Consider the following 20,824-nt stretch of genomic DNA (forward strand, 5'->3'; position numbering starts at 1 on the left):
ATCACATTTTGTCACGGTTTTCCATGGAAAATTCACATCCACAATAATCTTGTCGATATAGTCCATATATTTTCGATAATTCGATGGAACGTTTGTATCCATTTTTCTTCTTAAAATCAGATAACAGATATTCTACCTCGTATTCTTCACCCAACCGCTGTCCAATCTCATTTAAACGCTCCGCTTTCTTAAGCGGGCTGATACTGAGTGTCGTTGTAAAATAATCAAACCCGGCATTTTTAGCGATCCTTGCCGCTTCCCTTAAGCGCAGCTCATAGCACTTCATGCAACGTGCGCCTCCTTCTTTTACATGCTCCAGACCACTTGCCATCTCATAAAAGCGTTCCTTATCATACGGACCTGCCATAAAGGATATCGGATGCTTCGCAGGCAGCTCTTCAATAAGCTTCTGCTGCTCCCAGATTCTTTTTGTATATTCGCTCTCCGGATAAATATTCGGATTATAATAAAAAACCGTGATCTCAAAATACTGGCTCAGATATTCCAGCACATAGCTGCTGCATGGTGCACAACAGCTGTGCAGAAGAAGTTTTGGAACTCTCTCCTCCTTCGTCAGTTTTTCAAGTGTCTTGTCCAGTTCTTTCTGATAATTCATAAGTTACCTTCTCTCTGTTGTTTTAACATACTACAAAATTATAGCTTTTCTGAAATCCTATGACAAGTAAATACTTGCACTTATTTCTTATATTTACATAAACTAATATTAAATTCCTGTGCGGAGCCTGTAAAATATGGAACAAGTGCTTGAACTTCGACACATTTATTATTCCTATCACACGCCGGAAGGAGAGACACCGGCGCTTGCCGATATTTCTTTTTCTCTTTCCAAAGGAGAATTTATCGCCATCGTCGGACCGTCTGGCTGCGGCAAATCTACCCTGTTATCCGTGATCTGCGGTCTTCTGTCTCCGGAAAAGGGGCTGATCCGTATCAATGGCAAATACATGCGGGAAAGTACAACAAATATCGGATATATGTTACAGCATGATGAGCTGTTCGAGTGGCGGACAATTTTCAATAATGTCATCCTCGGACTGGAAGTACAGCATATGTTGACTGCAAAGACAAAAGAGAAAGCCGGAGAACTTCTGGATCTTTACGGTCTTGGAAATTTCAAAAATTCCCGACCTTCTGAGCTGTCCGGCGGCATGCGGCAACGTGCCGCTCTTATCCGCACACTCGTACTGGATCCGGATCTTCTGCTTCTGGATGAACCATTCTCCGCGCTGGATTACCAGACCAGACTCCAGGTCGGGGATGATATCGGACAGATCATACGGAAAGAAGGCAATTCTGCCATTCTGGTCACCCATGATCTCTCAGAAGCAATTTCCCTTGCTGACCGGGTGATTGTCTTATCCGGAAGACCGGCAACGATACAGCAGACGATTCCACTTATCTTTGACCTAGATCGGGATACACCGCTTGCAAGACGCAATGCTCCCGAATTTAAAACGTATTTTAATCTGATCTGGGAGGAGCTGAATGCAAATGTATGAAATATCCAGAACACACGCGGACTATCTTAGGACAATACGAAGGCATAAACACATTGTACACATTTCCCGGATACTGATTCTTCTAAGTTTCCTCTTTATCTGGGAATTTACTGCAAATGTCGGTATCATCGATTCTTTTATTTTCAGCAGTCCGTCAAAGATTGTACAGTGCTTTGCAGGCATGGCTGCTGACTGGAGCATTTTCCTGCACATCGGTGTCACGATTTACGAAACACTCTTAAGCTTCCTGCTCGTCATTGCCATCAGTATCCTGATGGCAGTTCTTCTCTGGTTCAGCCCGAAGCTTTCAGAAATTGCAGATCCTTATTTGGTCGTGCTGAACAGCCTTCCAAAATCTGCTCTTGCACCGCTTCTGATTGTCTGGCTCGGTGCAAATAAAACGACGATCATTGTTGCAGGAATGTCTGTTGCCATCTTCGGGAGTATTTTAAACCTTTATACAAGTTTCCACACCGTAGATGCCGGGAAACTGATGCTGATCTACACACTTGGCGGCAGCCGCTTCCATGCGCTGTATAAAGTCGTTCTCCCCTGCTCACTGCCTGCCATCATCAGTAATATGAAAGTCAACATCGGGCTCTGTCTGGTCGGCGTTATCATCGGCGAATTTCTTGCCGCCAAAGAAGGTCTTGGTTACCTGATTATCTACGCAAGTCAGGTATTTAAAATGGATTGGCTTCTAATGTCTATTCTTTTGCTCTGCATCCTTGCCACTATCCTCTATTCGCTCATCAATCTTCTGGAGAGGCGGTGCAGGCGCCGTTATTAGAACAACCAAAAAGGACCATTCACTGCTACGTGACGGTCCTGTCTACATATCTTATTCTACAAACACGCAAATTCATCCTGAATCGCATATTCTGGTTTTTGAAATATATTCTCTGTAAGTCTTCTGAAAATAAATAATAAAAAAAGCTGGAAATCGGACTTGAACCGACGACCCCTTCATTACGAGTGAAGTGCTCTACCGACTGAGCTATTCCAGCATGGACTGCATCAACTCGCAGTCACAAATTATATTATACCTGATTTTTTTACTTTTGCAAGAACTTTTTTACGAAACCGATTTCAAACTGATTTTCAAATCGGCTTTTCCATTTTCAAACCAGTCTAATTTTTAAATCTGTTCCAGACTTCGTCCTTATGCGTTTTTGTTCATATGAACGGTCAGCTGGCGATACGGAATCTCAATCTGGTTCTCATCCATCTTCTCTTTAATATTCTCCAGTATACGCCATTTTGCCTGCCAGAAGTCCGCACTCTTCGTCCAGGCACGGGCACCCAGAACAACAGAACTTTCACCCAGTTCATCTACAAATACGACAATCTCATCTTCTCGGAGCACTGCCGGATCATCATTTAACACATCCATGATCATTGCTTTCGCCTTTTTAAGATCCGCATCATAGGAAATATCTACCTTGAGATCCAGACGTCTCTCGTCCTTCGCTGTCGCATTGGTCAGACTGTTATTCGTCAGTATCCCGTTCGGTATGACAATTGTCTTGTTATCAATCGTTGTCAGTTTCGTGTAAAAGATCTGTATCTCTTTTACAGTTCCTTCATTTTTGTTCGTATCTTCAATAATGTAATCTCCGACTTCAAATGGCTTCAGGAGAAGGATCAATACACCACCCGCAAAGTTGGAAAGACTTCCTTGCATGGCAAGGCCGATTGCCACACCACCGGATGCGATCAATGCCGCTACAGAAGAAGCATCGATTCCAAATTTCGTTCCGATCATAAATAACAGAAGAAAATATAATGAAAACTTTAAAAGTGAATCAACGAATTGTTCTACACCTTTGTCAGCACCTGAGCGCTGCATGGATTTTCGTACGAGTTTGCGAATCCAGCGGATTACAATTCTTCCAATAAAGAAAAACACAAGTGCAAATACTACTTTTATTCCAAAAGAGATCAAATCGGGAATATGATTTTGCAGATATGTCGTAAACTGACTGACTTCTTTAACCGTATCCTGTGTCGTCTTTGTTGCGGCTTCTACCGTTTTTGTTGTGTCATCCATAGATTTTATTATCCTCCTGCATATTTTTATATATGCTTTTTCTTACATATGCTTTCTCTTACACTTCTTGTAATGCCAGGAACGCACTTAAATTGCCTCTCGCATTGCCTGTTGTTCTATGTGAAAACAGCAGATCCGGGTTACAGTGTGTGCAGAGATTTGTCACCGCTATATGTTTTTTTAAAATACCGGCTTCTTCAAAGACTGCCTCATTGGCACGCCACAGATTTAACTGGTATTTTCCATTTTCTTTTTTATAAAATAATTCTTCCCAGAGTGACGCATCAAAAGCTTCTTTAAATTTTTCAATTACATCTTCGCTCACTTCATAGCAGTCCTGACAGATCGAAGGTCCGATCGCAGCAAGAATATCTTTCGGGTCACTGCCGAATTCTTTCACAAGCTTCTCTACTGTTACTTTTCCCATCTTGCCGACTGTACCACGCCATCCGGAATGGCTGAGTCCAATCGCTTTCTTCACCGGATCTACAAAGAAAAGCGGTACACAGTCTGCGTAAAATGTTACAAGGCAGATCCCCGGCACATTTGTAACCAGTCCGTCTGTCTCCATAAAATGTCTGCCTTTATCCTCCGGCATGACACGTGCAACATTCGTCGTATGTGTCTGGTGTGTGTAGGTAAAGTCTTCCTTATGTACACCGATTGCACCTGCGATACGTTCCTTATTGATTTCCACGTCCTTCGGATCATCGCCTCTTGTGATACTGATATTCATAGATGTCCAGCATCCTTTGCTGACACCACCCAGTCTTGTAGAAAATCCATGATTTACAATCCCAGTATTTTCGAACAGCGGGTACGAAAGAAACGGCACATCATTTACTATCTTTTCATTAAAAATATGTTCGTCATTTTTATATTTGAATCCCAGCATATCGCTCCTCCTAATACGCCTCAAATGCATTTTTTACAAGACAGATCTCGTCATTCATAATTCCAATCACATCAAACCGACATGGTACTTCAGATAATCCGTGGTTTATAAGATAAATTCCTGCACATCGTGCGATCGTCCTCTGCTTCTTCACATCAACAGCCTCCAGCGGATGTCCGCCGGACGAACCATTCCGGTACTTTACTTCACAGAAGACAAGATATTCACCGTCTCTTGCGATAATATCAATCTCGCCTGCACGGCATCTGTAATTGTATTCCAGTATCTCATATCCGTGCTTCTTAAGATATGCACCGGCTTCTTTCTCAAATTTGCTTCCGATTGCTCTGTTATTCTCTCTCATAAACAGATCTTGTCCTCATCTTTGTCCTATACAAAATGTGTAATAAATGTTTTCCTGTGTATCGGTGTCGCTCCAAGTTCTTTTAAGCCTGCAATATGCGCTTTTGTTCCATAGCCTTTATTTTTTGCAAAATCATACCCCGGCAGAACCTGGTCGTACTCAATCATCAGATGATCCCTTGTGACTTTCGCTACGATACTTGCCGCTGCAATGGAAATACTCTTCGCATCTCCCTTGATGATCGGCACCTGTGGAATATCCACTTCCGGAATCGTCACCGCATCATTGAGCAACAGATCCGGCTTTTTTCCGAGTTTTCCTGTCAGATCCTCAATTGCCATCCGCATTGCTTCATAAGTTGCCTGCAAAATATTGATCTCATCAATCCTTGCCGGACCAACTGCACCGATCCCGACTGCAACAGCTTTTTCCATAATTTCATCATAGAGTAATTCTCTTTTTTTCTCAGATAATTTCTTAGAATCATTGAGATATAATATCGTAACGTCTTTTGGCAACACAACTGCACACGCCACTACCGGACCCGCAAGCGGTCCGCGTCCGACTTCATCAATCCCGCAGATATGCGTATACTGCGCATATTCTTTCTCGTACGCGGACATAACTTCCAGTCTCTCAAGCTCTTTTCTAAGCTTCTCTTCTTTCTTGCGCAGTCTCTCTTCTTCTCTTTTATTCATGTTTGATCACTCCGAACTTATTCAGCGGATAAATTCTGATAAATGCTCTTCCAAGCAGATCACTCCGCTTCAATACTCCAACATACGGATCACGGCTGTCCTGGCTGTGATTCCGGTTATCTCCCAGCACAAAATACTCATCGGAGCCAAGCTTAATTGGTTCTTCGGCAATTCCCGGTTCATCCATCACTTCTCTTCCGTAAATGTCACTGGTTAATTTCTTTCCATTAATATAAGTATAGCCATCCTTTACCTGGACAATCTCACCCGGCAGTCCGATAATTCGTTTGATATAGAATGTATTTTCTTCATATTTGTATGGAAATACGATAATATCATAGCGCGACGGGTCATGGAAACGATAAGATATCTTATCTACGATCAGATTGTCTCCATCCTGCAGTGTCGTCTCCATCGACTGTCCGCTGACTCTTGTTCTTTGTCCTACAAATGTTACGATCATCCAAGTCAGTCCAATGATCACTAATATGTATAAAATATACCCAAGAATCGTTCTTAACATGCTCTTTGAACGCTCCTTTTCTTTTCCTTTTGCCATTCTTTAAACCCCTTTCCGGATGCTCTCTTTCTAAAAAACTTCCATCCGTTATCTGTCCGCGAAACCTTCTGTCGGCAGTTTTCAGCAGATATGCTACTTGTGCCGGAGCAGTCCGAATTTGTTAACCGGATAGATCCGAAGCCACGCTCTTCCCATCAGATCATTTTTCTTCAGTACGCCGACATCCGGATCACGGCTGTCCGTACTGTCATTGCGGTTATCTCCCAGCACGAAATACTCGTCTTTTCCAAGTTTTACCGGTTCTTCGGCAATTCCCGGTTCATCCATCACTTCTTTGCCGTATATATCACTGGTCAGTTTCTTTCCATTAATATATGTGTAACCATCCTTTACCTGCACTGTCTCGCCCGGCAGTCCGATGATACGTTTGATATAAAATGTATTTTCTTCAAACTTGATCGGAAATACAATAATATCATACCTCTCCGGATCATGGAAACGGTACGATAACTTATCTACGATCAGGTTATCTCCATTATGAAGTGTATTCTGCATGGAAGGTCCGCTGACTTTTGTACGCTGTCCTATAAATGTTACGATAAGATATGCAAGCCCGATGATCACTAACAGATATAAAAGCCATCCAATTAATGAACGCCCTGTGCTTTTCTTCTCTTCTTTATTATCTAACATACGCCCTCCGGATATTCCAGTGTCAGTCTGCCAAGACGTCCGTTACGAAAATCATCTAACAACAGCATGGCTGCCTTCTCTGTATTTAATTCATTTCCTCTGACAACACAGTTACGGTTCTTCGCAATCTGATGCAGTACTACATAAGGATCTTCATCCGGTTCTACGGCATATTTTTCCGGTAAAACATCCGGATAATATGTTCCGAGGAATTTAATAAGCTCTGCCGCCAGTTCTTCTGTATTTAAGATTTCATCCTTCATAGAACCGATAAATGCAAGCCGGAGTCCGACTGCCTGGTCTTCGAATTTTGGCCAGAGGATTCCCGGAGTATCCAGAAGCTCCACCTGCTTGTTCAGGCGGATCCACTGCTTGCCTTTTGTGACACCCGGTTTATTTCCTGTCTTTGCACAGGCTTTTCCTGCCAGTGCATTGATAAATGTAGATTTACCGACATTCGGGATGCCGACAACCATCGCACGTACCGGACGGTTTAAGATTCCTCGCTTTCTGTCGCGTTCGATCTTTTCTTTGCAGGCTTCACGGATCACACCCTGGATGGACTTGATCCCGCCGCCTTTTTTGGAATTGACCTTCACAACAGAGTATCCTTTGGCTTTAAAATATTCTGCCCACGCATCATTCCATTTATCTTCTGCAAGATCAGCTTTATTCAGTAAAACCAGTCTTGCTTTGTTCTTTCCTAGTTCATCGATATCCGGATTCCGGCTGGAAATCGGGATTCTGGCATCTACCAGCTCAATCACAAGGTCAATTAATTTAATATTTTCCTGCATCATACGCTTTGCTTTCGTCATATGACCAGGGTACCACTGAAAATGCATATATCTTTACCTCACAAATCCAAAATGTTTTCTCGGTAACGCAACAAACCACGCTTTTCCGTAAATATAACTGCGCTTCACATTACCGATATCTGCATCACGGCTGTCATCGCTGTTCTCTCTGTCATCTCCGAGGACAAAATATTCATCGGAAGCAAGTTTCATCTGCTCACCTACGATACCGACATCACTGATCTTCGATGTCTTGTAATCTTCTTCCAGTTTCTTTCCATCTATATAAACATTATTCTCGATAATCTGGATCGTCTCACCCGGCAATCCGACAATACGCTTCGTATAATAATGATCGTTCTCATTTCCTTTTGGTTTAAAGACAATAATATCTCCCCGCTTCGGTGTCGTAGCATTATACACAATCCGATTTACCAGTACAACATCTCCGTTCTTCAGAACCGGATTCATGGAATCGCCAACTACACTGACACGCTGTCCAAAATACCATACCGATACAAATGCCAGCAAGCAGACTACTGCAATCTGAAAGATCCATTTGAAAACGCCTGCAACGATGTAACGGTCCGGTTTGAAAGAAAACTTCTTCTGTCCGAATTGTTTTCTCCTGTACCTTCTGCTCCGATATTTTTTGCTTTTAAAATCTTTTCTCCGCAAATGTCTTCCTTTAAAAAGCGCCCTTCTCTTTCTTTTCATAAGATCCCCTTATATCAGAAAAGGACAACTACAAATATGTACTTGTCCTCTTTAAACCTGTTTCTTATTTTACTAATTCTTTAACTTTCGCTCTCTTACCAACGCGGTCTCTTAAGTAGTTCAGTTTAGCTCTTCTTACTTTACCTCTTCTTACTACTTCAACCTTCTCTACGTTTGGAGAATGAAGCGGCCAAGTCTTCTCAACACCTACTCCATTAGAAGTCTTTCTAACTGTGAATGTTGCTCTTGTACTTCCGCCCTGTTTCTTAAGAACTGTACCTTCGAAAACCTGAATTCTTTCACGGTTTCCCTCTTTGATTTTACCGTAAACTTTTACAGTATCACCAACGTGGAACTCCGGTGCATTCTCTTTTAACTGCTCAGCTTCAATATTCTTAATAATATCGTTCATTGTGTGACCTCCTTGTTTACTTGGATGTTCTTAATACGCTTCGTACCAGAGGACCATCTATTTTCTTCACAACATATGATATGTTATCATAATCCTAACCAAAAAGCAAGAACTTTATTCGCTTTTTGTCATTTCTTTCTGTATCTGCGCTGCAAGGATTCTCTCCTTGTCTGTAAGTTCTGCTTTTTCCAGCAGATCCGGACGGTTCTTCGCTGTACGGATGACAGACTGCTCTCTGCGCCATTTTTCAATATTGGCATGGTGACCGGACATCAGAACTTCCGGAACTTTCTTATCATGCCATGTCTCCGGTCTTGAGTACTGCGGATATTCCAGAAGATTATCCTGAAAACTTTCAAACTCTGCGGAAACATCATTGTGGAGCACTCCCGGAACAAGTCTGGAAATCGCATCTACCATGATCATTGCCGGAAGTTCTCCTCCGGTCAGCACATAATCTCCAATCGATACATAATCCGTAACAATCTCTTCCAGCACGCGCTCGTCAATGCCTTCATAATGACCGCACAAGAATACGAGTTCTTCTTCTTCCGCAAATTCTTCTGCCATCTTCTGATTAAATGTCTGTCCCTGCGGCGACAGATAGACTACACGCGGACGTTTTCCGATCCTGTCTTCCAGTGCTTTGTAACACTGGTATACCGGCTCTGCCTGCATGAGCATTCCTGCACCGCCGCCATATGGATAATCATCCACGCTGTTATGCTTGTTAAATGCATAATCCCGGATATTAATTGCTTCGATGGAAAGCAGTTCATTCTTTATCGCACGTCCGATAATACTTGTCTTAAGACCGCCCATCACCATCTCCGGAAATAATGTCATAATATAAAACTGCATTTGTTATGATTCCTTCCTGTAAGCAATCAGATCAGTCCATCCATCAGATGGATCATCATCTGCCCTTTTTCTATATCTACACTGCGGATACATTCTTTGATCGCAGGAACAAGCACTTCGCCGTGCTCCGCATTTTCAATCACATAAACATCGTTGGCGCCTGTCTCGATCACATCTTTTAATGTACCGAATATATTGCCATCTTCTGTGCATACTTCCATGCCGATCATATCCGCAATGAAATATTCGTCTTCTTCCAGCGGTACTGCATGTTCTCTTGTTACATAAAGCGAACATCTTTTATACTTTTCAATATCATTTATATTATCAATGCCTTTAAATTTTAAGATTACAAACTGTTTAAAAAATTTTACACTCTGAATTTCTAACGGCATTGTCTCTTTTCCTGTATCAAGAATGACCTGTTTTAACTTTTTGAAGCGGTTCACATCATCCGTAGTCGGAAAAACTTTGACTTCTCCCCGCACGCCGTGTGTCTGTGTGATCACGCCTACCTGAAGCATATCTTCCATTTACAAATCTCCTTCTGACTGCTTTAAAAAAGGACAGGTACTACTACAGACCTGTCCTGTAAGCATCCGTTGGTAATTAATCTAAAATATCAACGATTACTTTCTTATCTTCCTTTGCAGCTGCTGCTTTTACCACAGAACGAATTGCTTTTGCAATACGTCCCTGTTTTCCGATTACTTTTCCCATGTCGGAATCTGCAACCTTCACTTCCAGAACGGTAGCTTTCTTATCTTCACGTTCTGTTACAACAACACTGTCAGGATCATCTACTAAAGCTTTTGCGATAACTTCTACCAGCTCTTTCATAGCTGTGCACCTCCAGGGTATTAATTATTTCTCGATGCCTGCTGCTTTGAAAATCTTGCTTACTGTTTCTGTCGGCTGTGCACCTGTTCCTAACCATTTCTTAGCTGCTTCTTCGTCAACTGAGATTGCGCTTGGCTCACAGTTCGGATCATATGTTCCGATCTCGTCGATGAATTTACCATCTCTCGGTGATCTAGAATCTGCTACTACGATTCTATAAAAAGGAGCTTTCTTCTGTCCCATTCTTCTTAATCTGATTTTTACTGCCATTTTGTTTACCTCCAAATAAAATTTTATAAATATTTTTTAATTTCTATATATAATGCGTAATCACGCCTTATATCAATGTTAGAACGGCATGCGGAACTTGCCGCGTTTTCCGCCTTTTCCCATCATCTTCATCATCTTCTTCATCTCACCGAACTGCTTGACCATACGGTTCACTTCACTGATGTCCACACCTGCGCCTCTTGCGATACGATGCTTTCTTGAAGGATTCAGAACATCCGGATTTCTTCTCTCTTCCACAGTCATGGAATAAATGATTGCTTCCATGCGCGCCATGTTCTTCTCAGCCTGCGCTGTCTGCTCATCATCAAGACCTTTCATCTTGCCCATTCCCATACCGCCAAGTCCCGGCAGCATGCTCATGATGCTGGAAAGTCCACCCATATTTTTCATCTGCTTCATGCTTTCCAGATAATCCTCAAAGTCAAACTGTGCCTTCTTAAGCTTCTTGGACATCTCTTTGGCTTTCTCTTCATCAATCTGTGACTCTGCCTTCTCGATCAGTGTCAGCACATCACCCATACCAAGGATTCTGGATGCCATACGTTCCGGGTAAAACTGCTCCAAATCTGAAAGTTTCTCTCCCATACCTGCGTACAAAATCGGCTTTCCGGTAACTGCCTTAACAGAAAGTGCAGCACCACCTCTTGTGTCACCATCTAATTTGGTAACGATCACACCGTCAATGCCGATCTTATCATTGAAATCCTTCGCCACATTCACGGCGTCCTGACCGGTCATCGCATCAATTACAAGAATCGTCTGATGTACTTCTACGGTTTCTTTGATCTCCTGAAGTTCTGCCATCATATCTTCATCAATATGAAGACGTCCTGCAGTATCGAGGATCACCGGCGTGTTGCCATTCTTCTTCGCATGCTCGATCGCAGCTTTTGCGATATCTGCCGGCTTGTGGTTTTCTCCCATTGCGAAGACTTCCACTCCCTGTTTCTCACCGTTGACCTGTAACTGCTTGATTGCAGCAGGACGGTACACATCACACGCTACCAGTAATGGCTTCTTGCCTTTTAATTTATATTTGCCCGCCAGTTTCGCGGTCGTTGTTGTCTTACCTGCTCCCTGAAGTCCTGCCATCATAATGACAGTGATTGCACTTCCCGGCTGTAACTTGATCTCCGTTGTCTCAGAGCCCATCAGCTTAACCAGCTCTTCGTTAACGATCTTGATCACCATCTGCCCCGGATTCAATCCATTCATGACATCCTGTCCAATGGCTCTCTCCTGGACATTCTTGATAAACTCCTTTACAACCTTGAAGTTTACATCCGCAGCTAACAATGCACGTTTGATCTCTTTTAATGCTTCTTTTACATCTGCCTCTGTAAGTCTACCTTTGCTCCGCAGATTCTTAAACACATTCTGAAGTTTTTCTGTCAGACTGTCAAATGCCATATATCTATAACTCCTCTATAATCTCATCCGATATCTTACGGATCTCTTTCACGATCTCTTCTGCACGCTCTTTCTCATAGCCATCCAGCAATTCCTTGATCGTTCCTGTCTTCTCTTTTATTGCCATGAACTTCTCTACCAGATGAAGTTTCTCTTCATATCCGCTCAATGTCTGATTACACCGTCGGATCAGATCGTGTACTCCCTGCCGGCTGATGCCTGCCTCTCTTGCAATCTCACCGAGAGACAGATCCTCCTGAATGAACTGTCCGTAAATCTCTTTCTGATGATCTGTCAGCAATTCTCCATAGAAGTCAAACAATAAAGCCTGTTCAAGAATTTCATTCATGTTTATCACCTGTGTTATCATACACGATAGCTGCGCAGGTGTCAAGTATTTTTTCTTGACACCCTGATTTTCTTCCTTTTTTCTTATTTTTCCTACTTCTTTCGTGCCTCATTTTTATGCAAGCAGCTGTTCCACACGCAGTGATCTGCCGCACCGCTTCAGCAAATATCTCTTCAGCTCCTCACCTTCCAGTTCCGGATATTTGCTTTTTGCAAGTGCAAGCGCACCTGTTACGACAGGTGTCGCCATTGACGCACCGCTCTTTCTTATATAAGGAAAAAACTCTTTTCTTTGAAAACAGCTTTCCCCGTTTACCGCTTCATATCCGCAGGATACAATTCCCTCTCCCGGCGCAAAAATATCCGGTTTCCACACACAGATTCTTTCCCGTCCTGTTCCGCTGCAGTATCTGCCCATGCCACTGCGCCTGTAAGCTCCGACAGTGAGTACTTTTTCATTTGTACCCGGAACACTTACTTTCCGGCTTTGCAGTCCATAATTTCCGGCAGACACAACGACCGTGATTCCACAGTTACACAGTTCCTCCACAGCTTCTGTAATGCGGTTCTCCTTGACCGGATCAAGTCCCACGCCGGCGCCAAGTGACAGATTCACAAGTGCAATTTTATTTTTCTTATTCACTTTTCTTACATGTTCCATTCCCCGTAAAATATGCATGGCATTTCCTTCCCCTTTTTCATCCAGTATTTTCACGATCAGAAGTTCCACTCCCGGTGCCATCCCTGCATACCTTCCACCGGACATTTTCCCGTCTCCGGCAAGAATTCCTGCCACATGTGTTCCGTGCCCGCTGTCATCATAAAGTCCGCATCGTCCATGCTGCATATCTGCAAATCCAATGACTCTTCCTTTAAAATCCGGATGTGGATATGCACCTGTATCCAGGATAGCAGCTCTCACACCTCTTCCTGTAATCCTTCCATTTATTGTATCCGGACATGCATATCCGATCTGGCGCTTTACGTTGTCCATATGATTATCACCTTTTTTATCAGCATATTCACCGGTATGCTTTCCGGCAGATATTATCCGCTAAAATTTTCCAGAATTTCAAATTGATTTCCTATAAAAACTGTCGTAATATAAATATGTTCTATTTACATAGACATATAAGGGGAGAATCTATGAAATCAAAAAATTATTATGACATTCTGGGTGTTTCTGTGAAAGCGTCTGCGGAAGAAATCACATCGGCGAAGAACGAACTGGCAAAAAGATACCATCCCGATGCAAATATGAAGAACGGCGTTGATACAACCAGCCGGATGCAGGAAATTCTCGAAGCATATAAAGTACTTTCAGATCCGGCACGCCGCAAGGCATACGACCGCTCCTTAACCGGGCGGAAAGCCGTTATGCGTACTTTTGATCTGTTCGATATAGAAGAAGAATCGAACGGCGACACCGGATTTGTCGTTTACTGGAAAGCAGCAAATACATTATATGATATCGTTCTGGAGAGTGAACCGTTATTTCACAAACGGGAGGCTAAAGGCAGACTGACTGCACTTGCCATCCGAGCCCTGCGCCCGATCATCACACTGCGGGAAGCGCAGATCCCGGAGCGCTACTGGCATCCGGATATTATGAACTGGCTACTTTTTACGTCTTACCAGAATCCAAACTATACTGTTACTTATCTGCTTGCGCTCTATGACACCCATATCAGATCAAGCCGCAGCATGGTTGAAAAGCTAAAAGCCCAGAACGCTGCTGCCAGATATGAACATACTGTCAGGAAATTATTAAAATATTAGCCGGTGCTTTACTCACACATCCTCCGGATTCGCATATGTTATTACTGTAAATATTTCATCGGAGGATTTTAATATGAGTGATTTAAGTGCTACAAACTGTGGCTGCGGATGTGACGCTGACAGATTCGGAGGCGGATGCGGCAACAATAACAACTGCGGATGTGGTTTCGGCAATAACAGCTGCCTGTGGATCATCCTTCTCTTATGCTGCTGTGGCGGATGCGGCAACAACAACGGATGTGGCTGTGGCAATGACAGCTGCCTGTGGATCATCCTTCTCTTATGCTGCTGCGGTGGTTTCGGCAACTGCGGATGTGGAAACGGATGCTGCTAATTCATCCTTCACACTGTTTCCGATATGATTCGGGATGGAGTTTATACTCCATCTCCTTTTTTATGTATATTTCCACGTTATTCCTCATATATATTTACAACGTAAAAGGAAGGAACTGCCATGGAAAAGAAAACACCCAGATCATTGCTGCCGTTCGATGAACTGACCATGCCCGGGGACTTATATCTTCTGAAACTTCTTTTGCCGTTCATCCCCGCACATATGCAGAAATTACTTGCCATTTTTATTAAATATCTGGAACTTTCCTATACCTTGCGTACGTTTCAGGGATTTGCCCGGAAAGAATTTTCCCTGCAGTCTGTCTCCGAACTTCTTCCATACATGGATCCGGACAGCTCAGACAAATTCCGCCAGTTGGAAATGATGATGCAGATGTTTTCCATGTCAGAAAATGACACAGACTTTAATCCTTCTGATATTTTAAATGGAATGTTTACAGATAAACAGCAGGAAGAATTTGCTGCATACAGTCAGATGTTTGATGATGCGTTAAACAAAGATTTTGGAAAATGAAAGGAGTGTTTATCTATGGCAAATGAATGGATGAATCACCCGGATCTTAAAAATCTCGATCCGATCAAATTACAGCTGATCCGCACTGCTGCCGCCAATACAGGGAATAAAACCGGAAAGGATCTTGCTCCGGTTATGATGGCTCTTATATCCAGTGCCGGAAAGAAAGGGATCCGCTTCACTCCGGATGAATTTTCCCTGATCCTTGAGATCTTGAAAGACGGGAAATCGGATCAGGAGAAACAGAATATTGATCAGATGGTACAGATGGTAAAAGGTTATATGAAGTAATAGCATTCTAAAACCCTTCTTCCTTGCGGAGCATACGGATCTCCCGGCGCTTCTTTGCCTTTTCCCATTCCGCTCTCTCTTCTTCTGTCTCAAGAACGAGTCCCGGAACGTGCGCCGGTCTGTCATTCTCATCAAGACCAACCATTGTAAAATATGCACGATTGATGAGTGTACGTTCACTGTCCATATGCTCTACATAGGTGTCTACTTTTACTTCCATGGAAGTAGTTCCGACATACGTTACGCTTCCTATAATAATCACAACATCCTTTTGATACGCACCGTGGAGGAACTTCAGATTGTCTACAGATGCTGTGATCACATTCATTCTTGCATGTCTCTTTGCCGCGACTACAGCCACTTCATCGATCCACTGCATCAGGATTCCACCAAACAGACGATCTGCACCGTTTAGATGGTTTGGACGCACAATATGGATTGTCTCAACGACTGATTCAGATACTTTTCTTTCTTCTGCCTTCATAAAATAATCTTCTCTTTCTTATTTTCGTGTCTTTTATTATACCACAAGATTTGTTATACTAACACTACAAGCATACAAAAGGAGCATTTAAACATGAGAAATATAAAACTTACGATAGAATACGATGGCAGCCGTTATCAGGGTTGGACAAGACTTGGCAAGAATGAATCGAGCAATACAATTTTCAATAAGATCCAGGAAGTTCTGCGGAAAATGACCGGTGAATTTGTTGTGGATCTCTACTGTGGATGCCGTACAGAAGTTGGTGTGCACGCCTATGCACAGATTGTCAACTTCAAGACTGAGAGCACGATGAATGTACAGGATATCAAGCATTATCTGAACCGCTATCTTCCAATGGATATCGCGATTACAGATGTGGAAGAAGTCGATGACCGTTTCCATGCACAGTTGAATGCCAGATACAAGACTTATGTATACCGCATGACGATTTCCGATGTGCCGAGTGTATTCGACCGCAAGACAACTTACCACTGCTATAAGATTCCGGACAAGAAACGCATGCAGCAGGCTGCCCTGCACTTGATCGGCAAACATGATTTCAAGAATTTTTCAACCGTTAAGAAGACCAAATCTACTGTCCGTGAAGTTACAAACATTGAGATTTATGACGATATCGAAGAAATGCAGATCACACTCCGCGCCGATGATTTTCTTCATAACATGGCGCGTATCATTATCGGTACACTTCTGGATATCGGTTTTGGCACTCGAAGTCTTGATGATATCGATGCAATCTTTGACGGCACTGCCGATGCAAGTGCCCCGTGCGATCCGAAAGGCTTATATCTGCAGGATATTGAATATGCTGCACCGGTCGGCAATGCACCAACGATGGGCGAGATATAGTTCTGGATACTTAAACAACAAAAGAGTATTGCAATTAGAATATCTCTTCTATTGCAGTACTCTTTTCTTATCTTATATCCTTATTACTTTATAGTGTATCTCTTACATAGTTACTTTCACGTTACATTTTTCTCTTCTGCAAGATTATTTTCACATTACATTTTATAGAAACCCTTTTTTATCCTGCAGCCCCATCTGTTCATCCAGTGCTTCATCTACAGCAGCGTCAATCTTATCCAACGTATCCTGACGTATCAGTTCCCGCATCCGTTCCAGATAAGGATGTGCTTTTGCCTGCTCCTGCCCATAAGTCAGCTGCAGATCATACTCCAGTGGCAGCCACGTATCAATCGACGCTTCATTATGCTGGATTACAGCTTCCATCTTATCCAAAGCATGCACAATCTTCGCTTCCATCGTCTCACTTGCTTCCAGTTCTTCAAGAAGCATAAGAAATTCTTTTCGTTTTTTATCCGGCAGCACTTCAGCAATCTGATAAATCGCATCCTTCTCTGTCATCCGGTCTTCTTCTTTCTTCTCAAATGCCGGAACATCTCCTGTCACTGCTTCTCCCATATCATGCAACAGGCACATTTTCATAACGCGGTCACTGTCACACTCTGGAAATGCATCCTCCACAAGCCACGCAAACATTATCAGCCGAAACGTATGCTCAGCCACACTCTCCGGACGTCCGCTGCTCGTACAAGAATGACGGAGATTACATTTTAATTTCTCCGCAATCGTCATAAATTCTAACAGACTTCTCTGATCCATTTTATTCCTCCAGATATTTCATCATTGCATCGTACTGTTTTTCCATCAGCTTATAGCCATGATTATAGAAATTCATCAATGTATCATAGTCTTTCTCCAGACGGGAAACTGTCGGGATCAGTGGGCGAAGCACGAAAATCTTTCCTTCTTCTTCCAGTTTCTCTACATGCTCCATTGTCTGATTATATACATGATTTCTGCGGATCGCTGCTCGCACCAGATTTGGATATTTCTTATATGCTTTCCGGTAAATTCCTGCCATTCCTTTGGAAATTGGTTTCTTTCGGTAGCCTGGATTCCTTGTCAGTATCAGAACAATCTTCTTATTGCCAAGCTCCATCGCACGGCGTAGCGGAATGGAATCCGCAATTCCACCGTCCAGATACGGAACTTCGTCAATATTTACAATCGGAGATACAAGCGGCATACTGCTGGATGCACGGCAAATCTTCATCAGTCTGTCAAAATCATGATCTTCCGTCATGTATTCTGCTTTTCCTGTCTCACAGTTTACTGTCACAATTTCGCATGTCATATCTGATGCGAAATATGTCTCATAATCAAACGGGAAGATTTCCTTCGGATATTTGTCAAATACCATGTCCATATCCAGAATACTCTTCTCTTTGATAAACTCACGAAAGCCATAATAATAGCTATACTCTTTATCTTTATGAATCATGCAGTCTCTTGTGCGTCCCGGCTGTTTCGACACATAGTCCACCGCATTGCAGGAGCCTGCCGATACACCGATCACATGAGAAAAATACTGATCTTTCTCCATAAGATAATCCAGTGCTCCTGATGTAAATACACCTCTCGTAGCTCCGCCTTCTAATACAAGTGTTCCATTTATCATAAATTCCACGCTCCTTTTCTTTATATAGCTCGATTCTGTCACCTTCTATGCTCTATAGTATTTCTGATTACAGCCTGTCTTAATAGCAGACTTCTCTTGCCCTGTATATTCTATAACATTTCCAGTTGCGGTCTGTCTTAATATCATTACTTCTGTAAATCTGTATATTCTATAGCACTTCCAGTTGCAGTCTTTTTTAATATCATCCCTTCTGTAAACCAGTATATCTATAGCATTTCCAGTTTACTATCCTGTCTCAATATCATCAACCTGTATGTTCTATGATATTTCGGTTACTGCTTATCATAACATGATTTTTCAGGAAACGTAACCCCTATGCGACAACAAACCCGAAAAACAACCTCTGCGTCCAGCTTAAATTTCCTTGCCATTTTCCACCAACTCTGATAAGATAGGCTTTGTATGCAATGAAATTAATAATAAGAAGATAATCAAAATAACAAGGAGAATGTAAAATATGATCAGCACAAGCAATATTACACTGCGTGTGGGTAAAAAAGCATTATTTGAAGATGTAAATATCAAATTTACAGAAGGCAACTGTTATGGTCTGATTGGTGCAAATGGAGCCGGTAAATCTACTTTTCTTAAGATTTTATCCGGACAGCTTGAACCAAGCAAGGGAGAAGTCATCATCACTCCGGGTGAGCGTCTTTCTTTCCTGCAGCAGGATCATTTCAAATACGATGAATTTCCGGTACTGGATACGGTCATGATGGGAAATGCTCGATTGTACGAAATCATGAAAGAAAAGGAAGCCATCTACGCGAAAGAAGATTTCACTGATGAAGATGGTATCAAGGCAAGTGAATTAGAAGCTGAATTTGCTTCCATGAACGGATGGGAAGCTGAGTCTGACGCTTCTACTTTATTAAATGGTCTTGGAATCGGGACAGAACTTCACTATGAGACAATGAAAAATCTTGCAGGTCCTGAGAAAGTCAAAGTGCTTCTCGCACAGGCATTATTCGGCAACCCGGATATCCTGCTCCTCGACGAGCCGACCAACCACCTAGACCTGGATGCGATCGCATGGCTGGAAGAATTCCTGATCGGATTCGACAATACAGTCATCGTTGTATCCCATGACCGTTATTTCCTGAATAAAGTCTGCACACAGATCGCAGATATCGACTATGGAAAAATCAAACTGTATGCCGGTAACTATGATTTCTGGTATGAATCCAGCCAGCTTCTGATCCGTCAGATGAAAGAAGCCAACAAGAAGAAGGAAGAGAAAATCAAAGAATTGCAGGAATTTATTTCCCGATTCAGCGCTAACGCTTCCAAATCCAAGCAGGCGACATCCAGAAAACGTGCACTGGAGAAAATCCAGCTTGACGATATCCAGCCGTCCAGCAGAAAATATCCTTACATTGATTTCCGTCCAAACCGCGAGATTGGTAATGAAGTTCTGTCTGTAGAAGGCTTAAGCAAGACCATCGACGGTGAAAAAGTTCTGGATAACATTTCCTTTACACTGAACCGTGATGACAAAGTTGCTTTCGTTGGCGGTAATGAGCTTGCCAAAACCACTTTGTTTGAAATTCTCGCCGGTAACATGGAACCGGATGAGGGAACTTATAAATGGGGAATCACTACCACACAGGCATATTTCCCATTAGACAGCGGAGAAGAATTTGACAACGATTATACGATCGTTGAATGGCTGACTCAGTATTCTGAAGAGAAAGATGCTACTTATGTACGTGGTTTTCTCGGACGCATGTTGTTCGCCGGTGATGACGGTGTGAAACGTGTAAAAGTATTATCCGGTGGTGAGAAGGTGCGCTGTCTGCTTTCCAAGATGATGATTTCCGGTGCAAATGTGCTGATATTTGACGAGCCGACTAACCACTTGGATATGGAATCGATCACTGCACTGAATACAGGTATGACCAAGTTTTCTGGCGTTATCCTGTTCTCTTGCCGTGACCACCAGATTGTCCAGACAACTGCCAACCGTATCATGGAGATTGTTCCGGGCGGAAAGCTCATCGACAAGATTACTACTTACGATGAGTACCTTGAAAATGACGAGATGGCAAGAAAGAGACAGACTTACACTGTTCAGGAAGAAGACAACTAAACAGCTCCGTGAGGATCGCATTTTTGCGATCCTCTTTTGCTTATTTATACCACTTTGAGATATTATACTTTATTTCCCTGTATCCTCTTTAGATCTCATTAGCTTGTTGGGGATACGATGTCAAAAACAATTTCAATATGTATCTAATTTACAATTATCTATCTGAAAATCTAAAATAGCGATCTGCTTCTAATTCTGTAGGAAACATCTGCGCACCTATTTGTTTTAATTTTTCTTTTATCTGCCTCTCACATTTTCCCGGCTTATGTATAGCATAATAAAAATAAAGTACTTCCTCTTTCTCAGGCATCTTCCTGTACAATTCCTCAATCATACATTCGTTGTTCTTCTGTAATTCTTCAACCACAGC

At 42.5% G+C, this 20,824-nt stretch carries 29 protein-coding genes and 1 tRNA gene; 8 read left to right on the plus strand and 22 right to left on the minus strand.

Features of this window, described 5'->3' with window-relative positions:
• Window position 1 precedes the first annotated feature (1 nt).
• A complete protein-coding gene (locus DW152_RS09625; protein ID WP_118288510.1) occupies window positions 2-616 on the minus strand; it encodes an epoxyqueuosine reductase QueH in 615 nt (204 codons plus the stop codon).
• 136 nt (window positions 617-752) lie between these two features.
• Between DW152_RS09625 and DW152_RS09630 the strand changes: the two genes are divergently transcribed.
• Window positions 753-1,520 (plus strand): ABC transporter ATP-binding protein, encoded by a 768-nt coding sequence (locus tag DW152_RS09630; protein WP_021861160.1) that lies wholly within the window; start codon window positions 753-755, stop codon window positions 1,518-1,520.
• Complete coding sequence (locus DW152_RS09635; RefSeq protein ID WP_408640166.1) at window positions 1,513-2,310, plus strand: ABC transporter permease; 798 nt, start codon at window positions 1,513-1,515, stop codon at window positions 2,308-2,310. Before DW152_RS09630 ends, DW152_RS09635 begins: the two co-directional genes overlap by 8 nt.
• Window positions 2,311-2,454: 144 nt before the next feature.
• On the opposite strand, the gene DW152_RS09640 is transcribed toward DW152_RS09635, so the two are convergent.
• The 17 genes from DW152_RS09640 to DW152_RS09720 all read right to left on the minus strand — a co-directional run bounded on the left by DW152_RS09640 (window position 2,455) and on the right by DW152_RS09720 (window position 13,410).
• Window positions 2,455-2,527: transfer RNA gene (locus DW152_RS09640), tRNA-Thr, on the minus strand.
• Window positions 2,528-2,682: 155 nt separating this feature from the next.
• Entirely contained in the window at window positions 2,683-3,570 is an 888-nt protein-coding gene (locus tag DW152_RS09645) for a mechanosensitive ion channel family protein (RefSeq protein WP_021861162.1), read from the minus strand.
• 58 nt (window positions 3,571-3,628) lie between these two features.
• Window positions 3,629-4,465, minus strand: a complete 837-nt coding sequence (gene pgeF, locus DW152_RS09650) for a peptidoglycan editing factor PgeF (RefSeq protein WP_118288512.1) — start codon at window positions 4,463-4,465, stop codon at window positions 3,629-3,631.
• A gap of 10 nt (window positions 4,466-4,475) precedes the next feature.
• The gene (locus DW152_RS09655) at window positions 4,476-4,829 is read right to left on the minus strand and encodes a YraN family protein (protein ID WP_021861164.1); all 354 of its coding nucleotides are present in this window, start codon (window positions 4,827-4,829) and stop codon (window positions 4,476-4,478) included.
• 26 nt (window positions 4,830-4,855) lie between these two features.
• The gene (locus tag DW152_RS09660) at window positions 4,856-5,527 is read right to left on the minus strand and encodes a ribonuclease HII (protein WP_118288513.1); all 672 of its coding nucleotides are present in this window, start codon (window positions 5,525-5,527) and stop codon (window positions 4,856-4,858) included.
• Window positions 5,520-6,086 (minus strand): signal peptidase I, encoded by a 567-nt coding sequence (lepB, locus tag DW152_RS09665; RefSeq protein ID WP_117537262.1) that lies wholly within the window; start codon window positions 6,084-6,086, stop codon window positions 5,520-5,522. Before lepB (DW152_RS09665) ends, DW152_RS09660 begins: the two co-directional genes overlap by 8 nt.
• 93 nt (window positions 6,087-6,179) lie before the next feature.
• Window positions 6,180-6,740 (minus strand): signal peptidase I, encoded by a 561-nt coding sequence (gene lepB / locus DW152_RS09670; protein ID WP_118288514.1) that lies wholly within the window; start codon window positions 6,738-6,740, stop codon window positions 6,180-6,182.
• Window positions 6,734-7,585: a ribosome biogenesis GTPase YlqF gene (gene ylqF, locus DW152_RS09675; RefSeq protein ID WP_021859799.1), complete on the minus strand. Its 852-nt coding sequence runs from the start codon at window positions 7,583-7,585 to the stop codon at window positions 6,734-6,736. Before ylqF ends, lepB (DW152_RS09670) begins: the two co-directional genes overlap by 7 nt.
• A 6-nt stretch (window positions 7,586-7,591) precedes the next feature.
• Complete coding sequence (gene lepB, locus DW152_RS09680) at window positions 7,592-8,254, minus strand: signal peptidase I (protein ID WP_118288515.1); 663 nt, start codon at window positions 8,252-8,254, stop codon at window positions 7,592-7,594.
• Between the two features lie 64 nt (window positions 8,255-8,318).
• Window positions 8,319-8,666, minus strand: a complete 348-nt coding sequence (rplS, locus tag DW152_RS09685; protein ID WP_021859801.1) for a 50S ribosomal protein L19 — start codon at window positions 8,664-8,666, stop codon at window positions 8,319-8,321.
• A gap of 114 nt (window positions 8,667-8,780) precedes the next feature.
• Window positions 8,781-9,527 (minus strand): tRNA (guanosine(37)-N1)-methyltransferase TrmD, encoded by a 747-nt coding sequence (trmD, locus tag DW152_RS09690; protein ID WP_118288516.1) that lies wholly within the window; start codon window positions 9,525-9,527, stop codon window positions 8,781-8,783.
• Window positions 9,528-9,553: 26 nt separating this feature from the next.
• Window positions 9,554-10,060 carry a ribosome maturation factor RimM gene (gene rimM, locus DW152_RS09695; RefSeq protein WP_117537267.1) on the minus strand — a complete coding sequence of 169 codons (507 nt, stop codon included), beginning with the start codon at window positions 10,058-10,060 and terminating at the stop codon, window positions 9,554-9,556.
• Between the two features lie 76 nt (window positions 10,061-10,136).
• Window positions 10,137-10,367, minus strand: a complete 231-nt coding sequence (locus DW152_RS09700; protein ID WP_021859804.1) for a KH domain-containing protein — start codon at window positions 10,365-10,367, stop codon at window positions 10,137-10,139.
• Window positions 10,368-10,391: 24 nt separating this feature from the next.
• Complete coding sequence (rpsP, locus tag DW152_RS09705) at window positions 10,392-10,637, minus strand: 30S ribosomal protein S16 (RefSeq protein ID WP_021859805.1); 246 nt, start codon at window positions 10,635-10,637, stop codon at window positions 10,392-10,394.
• Window positions 10,638-10,715: 78 nt separating this feature from the next.
• Entirely contained in the window at window positions 10,716-12,068 is a 1,353-nt protein-coding gene (gene ffh, locus DW152_RS09710; RefSeq protein WP_021859806.1) for a signal recognition particle protein, read from the minus strand.
• 4 nt (window positions 12,069-12,072) lie between these two features.
• Window positions 12,073-12,417 carry a YlxM family DNA-binding protein gene (gene ylxM, locus DW152_RS09715; RefSeq protein WP_021859807.1) on the minus strand — a complete coding sequence of 115 codons (345 nt, stop codon included), beginning with the start codon at window positions 12,415-12,417 and terminating at the stop codon, window positions 12,073-12,075.
• Window positions 12,418-12,531: 114 nt separating this feature from the next.
• On the minus strand, window positions 12,532-13,410 hold the full coding sequence (locus tag DW152_RS09720) for a S8 family peptidase (RefSeq protein WP_117537270.1): 879 nt from the start codon (window positions 13,408-13,410) through the stop codon (window positions 12,532-12,534).
• A 152-nt stretch (window positions 13,411-13,562) separates the two neighbouring features.
• Between DW152_RS09720 and DW152_RS09725 the strand changes: the two genes are divergently transcribed.
• The 4 genes from DW152_RS09725 to DW152_RS09740 all read left to right on the plus strand — a co-directional run bounded on the left by DW152_RS09725 (window position 13,563) and on the right by DW152_RS09740 (window position 15,354).
• Window positions 13,563-14,195 (plus strand): J domain-containing protein, encoded by a 633-nt coding sequence (locus DW152_RS09725; RefSeq protein WP_021859809.1) that lies wholly within the window; start codon window positions 13,563-13,565, stop codon window positions 14,193-14,195.
• Between the two features lie 73 nt (window positions 14,196-14,268).
• Window positions 14,269-14,529, plus strand: a complete 261-nt coding sequence (locus DW152_RS09730; protein WP_117537271.1) for a chorion class high-cysteine HCB protein 13 — start codon at window positions 14,269-14,271, stop codon at window positions 14,527-14,529.
• Between the two features lie 120 nt (window positions 14,530-14,649).
• The gene (locus DW152_RS09735; protein ID WP_118288517.1) at window positions 14,650-15,063 is read left to right on the plus strand and encodes a hypothetical protein; all 414 of its coding nucleotides are present in this window, start codon (window positions 14,650-14,652) and stop codon (window positions 15,061-15,063) included.
• Between the two features lie 15 nt (window positions 15,064-15,078).
• On the plus strand, window positions 15,079-15,354 hold the full coding sequence (locus tag DW152_RS09740; protein ID WP_118288518.1) for a hypothetical protein: 276 nt from the start codon (window positions 15,079-15,081) through the stop codon (window positions 15,352-15,354).
• A gap of 7 nt (window positions 15,355-15,361) precedes the next feature.
• Here the strand turns inward: DW152_RS09740 and DW152_RS09745 are convergent, their stop codons facing one another.
• Complete coding sequence (locus DW152_RS09745; RefSeq protein WP_021859933.1) at window positions 15,362-15,838, minus strand: acyl-CoA thioesterase; 477 nt, start codon at window positions 15,836-15,838, stop codon at window positions 15,362-15,364.
• Between the two features lie 93 nt (window positions 15,839-15,931).
• Here DW152_RS09745 and truA point away from each other — a divergent pair, with 93 nt between their 5' ends.
• Window positions 15,932-16,708 carry a tRNA pseudouridine(38-40) synthase TruA gene (gene truA, locus DW152_RS09750; protein ID WP_118288519.1) on the plus strand — a complete coding sequence of 259 codons (777 nt, stop codon included), beginning with the start codon at window positions 15,932-15,934 and terminating at the stop codon, window positions 16,706-16,708.
• Between the two features lie 162 nt (window positions 16,709-16,870).
• On the opposite strand, the gene DW152_RS09755 is transcribed toward truA, so the two are convergent.
• Window positions 16,871-17,485 carry an HD domain-containing protein gene (locus DW152_RS09755; RefSeq protein WP_118288520.1) on the minus strand — a complete coding sequence of 205 codons (615 nt, stop codon included), beginning with the start codon at window positions 17,483-17,485 and terminating at the stop codon, window positions 16,871-16,873.
• Between the two features lies 1 nt (window position 17,486).
• Window positions 17,487-18,344 (minus strand): patatin-like phospholipase family protein, encoded by an 858-nt coding sequence (locus DW152_RS09760; RefSeq protein ID WP_021859936.1) that lies wholly within the window; start codon window positions 18,342-18,344, stop codon window positions 17,487-17,489.
• Between the two features lie 478 nt (window positions 18,345-18,822).
• On the opposite strand from DW152_RS09760, the gene DW152_RS09770 reads away from it, so the two are divergent.
• Complete coding sequence (locus tag DW152_RS09770) at window positions 18,823-20,454, plus strand: ABC-F family ATP-binding cassette domain-containing protein (RefSeq protein ID WP_118288521.1); 1,632 nt, start codon at window positions 18,823-18,825, stop codon at window positions 20,452-20,454.
• Between the two features lie 154 nt (window positions 20,455-20,608).
• On the opposite strand, the gene DW152_RS09775 is transcribed toward DW152_RS09770, so the two are convergent.
• The gene (locus DW152_RS09775; protein ID WP_147323692.1) at window positions 20,609-20,821 is read right to left on the minus strand and encodes a hypothetical protein; all 213 of its coding nucleotides are present in this window, start codon (window positions 20,819-20,821) and stop codon (window positions 20,609-20,611) included.
• Window positions 20,822-20,824 lie beyond the last annotated feature (3 nt).

Source organism: Dorea sp. AM13-35 (assembly GCF_003473885.1).
Classification (GTDB): Bacteria; Bacillota; Clostridia; order Lachnospirales; family Lachnospiraceae; genus Dorea_D; species Dorea_D hominis.

Coding starts and splice junctions, on each gene's coding strand:
- DW152_RS09625 (WP_118288510.1), bottom strand. CDS start 616: ATGAATTATCAGAAAGAACTGGACAAGACACTTGAAAAACTGACGAAG.
- DW152_RS09630 (WP_021861160.1), top strand. CDS start 753: ATGGAACAAGTGCTTGAACTTCGACACATTTATTATTCCTATCACACG.
- DW152_RS09635 (WP_408640166.1), top strand. CDS start 1,513: ATGTATGAAATATCCAGAACACACGCGGACTATCTTAGGACAATACGA.
- DW152_RS09645 (WP_021861162.1), bottom strand. CDS start 3,570: ATGGATGACACAACAAAAACGGTAGAAGCCGCAACAAAGACGACACAG.
- pgeF (WP_118288512.1), bottom strand. CDS start 4,465: ATGCTGGGATTCAAATATAAAAATGACGAACATATTTTTAATGAAAAG.
- DW152_RS09655 (WP_021861164.1), bottom strand. CDS start 4,829: ATGAGAGAGAATAACAGAGCAATCGGAAGCAAATTTGAGAAAGAAGCC.
- DW152_RS09660 (WP_118288513.1), bottom strand. CDS start 5,527: ATGAATAAAAGAGAAGAAGAGAGACTGCGCAAGAAAGAAGAGAAGCTT.
- lepB (WP_117537262.1), bottom strand. CDS start 6,086: ATGGCAAAAGGAAAAGAAAAGGAGCGTTCAAAGAGCATGTTAAGAACG.
- lepB (WP_118288514.1), bottom strand. CDS start 6,740: ATGTTAGATAATAAAGAAGAGAAGAAAAGCACAGGGCGTTCATTAATT.
- ylqF (WP_021859799.1), bottom strand. CDS start 7,585: ATGCATTTTCAGTGGTACCCTGGTCATATGACGAAAGCAAAGCGTATG.
- lepB (WP_118288515.1), bottom strand. CDS start 8,254: ATGAAAAGAAAGAGAAGGGCGCTTTTTAAAGGAAGACATTTGCGGAGA.
- rplS (WP_021859801.1), bottom strand. CDS start 8,666: ATGAACGATATTATTAAGAATATTGAAGCTGAGCAGTTAAAAGAGAAT.
- trmD (WP_118288516.1), bottom strand. CDS start 9,527: ATGCAGTTTTATATTATGACATTATTTCCGGAGATGGTGATGGGCGGT.
- rimM (WP_117537267.1), bottom strand. CDS start 10,060: ATGGAAGATATGCTTCAGGTAGGCGTGATCACACAGACACACGGCGTG.
- DW152_RS09700 (WP_021859804.1), bottom strand. CDS start 10,367: ATGAAAGAGCTGGTAGAAGTTATCGCAAAAGCTTTAGTAGATGATCCT.
- rpsP (WP_021859805.1), bottom strand. CDS start 10,637: ATGGCAGTAAAAATCAGATTAAGAAGAATGGGACAGAAGAAAGCTCCT.
- ffh (WP_021859806.1), bottom strand. CDS start 12,068: ATGGCATTTGACAGTCTGACAGAAAAACTTCAGAATGTGTTTAAGAAT.
- ylxM (WP_021859807.1), bottom strand. CDS start 12,417: ATGAATGAAATTCTTGAACAGGCTTTATTGTTTGACTTCTATGGAGAA.
- DW152_RS09720 (WP_117537270.1), bottom strand. CDS start 13,410: ATGGACAACGTAAAGCGCCAGATCGGATATGCATGTCCGGATACAATA.
- DW152_RS09725 (WP_021859809.1), top strand. CDS start 13,563: ATGAAATCAAAAAATTATTATGACATTCTGGGTGTTTCTGTGAAAGCG.
- DW152_RS09730 (WP_117537271.1), top strand. CDS start 14,269: ATGAGTGATTTAAGTGCTACAAACTGTGGCTGCGGATGTGACGCTGAC.
- DW152_RS09735 (WP_118288517.1), top strand. CDS start 14,650: ATGGAAAAGAAAACACCCAGATCATTGCTGCCGTTCGATGAACTGACC.
- DW152_RS09740 (WP_118288518.1), top strand. CDS start 15,079: ATGGCAAATGAATGGATGAATCACCCGGATCTTAAAAATCTCGATCCG.
- DW152_RS09745 (WP_021859933.1), bottom strand. CDS start 15,838: ATGAAGGCAGAAGAAAGAAAAGTATCTGAATCAGTCGTTGAGACAATC.
- truA (WP_118288519.1), top strand. CDS start 15,932: ATGAGAAATATAAAACTTACGATAGAATACGATGGCAGCCGTTATCAG.
- DW152_RS09755 (WP_118288520.1), bottom strand. CDS start 17,485: ATGGATCAGAGAAGTCTGTTAGAATTTATGACGATTGCGGAGAAATTA.
- DW152_RS09760 (WP_021859936.1), bottom strand. CDS start 18,344: ATGATAAATGGAACACTTGTATTAGAAGGCGGAGCTACGAGAGGTGTA.
- DW152_RS09770 (WP_118288521.1), top strand. CDS start 18,823: ATGATCAGCACAAGCAATATTACACTGCGTGTGGGTAAAAAAGCATTA.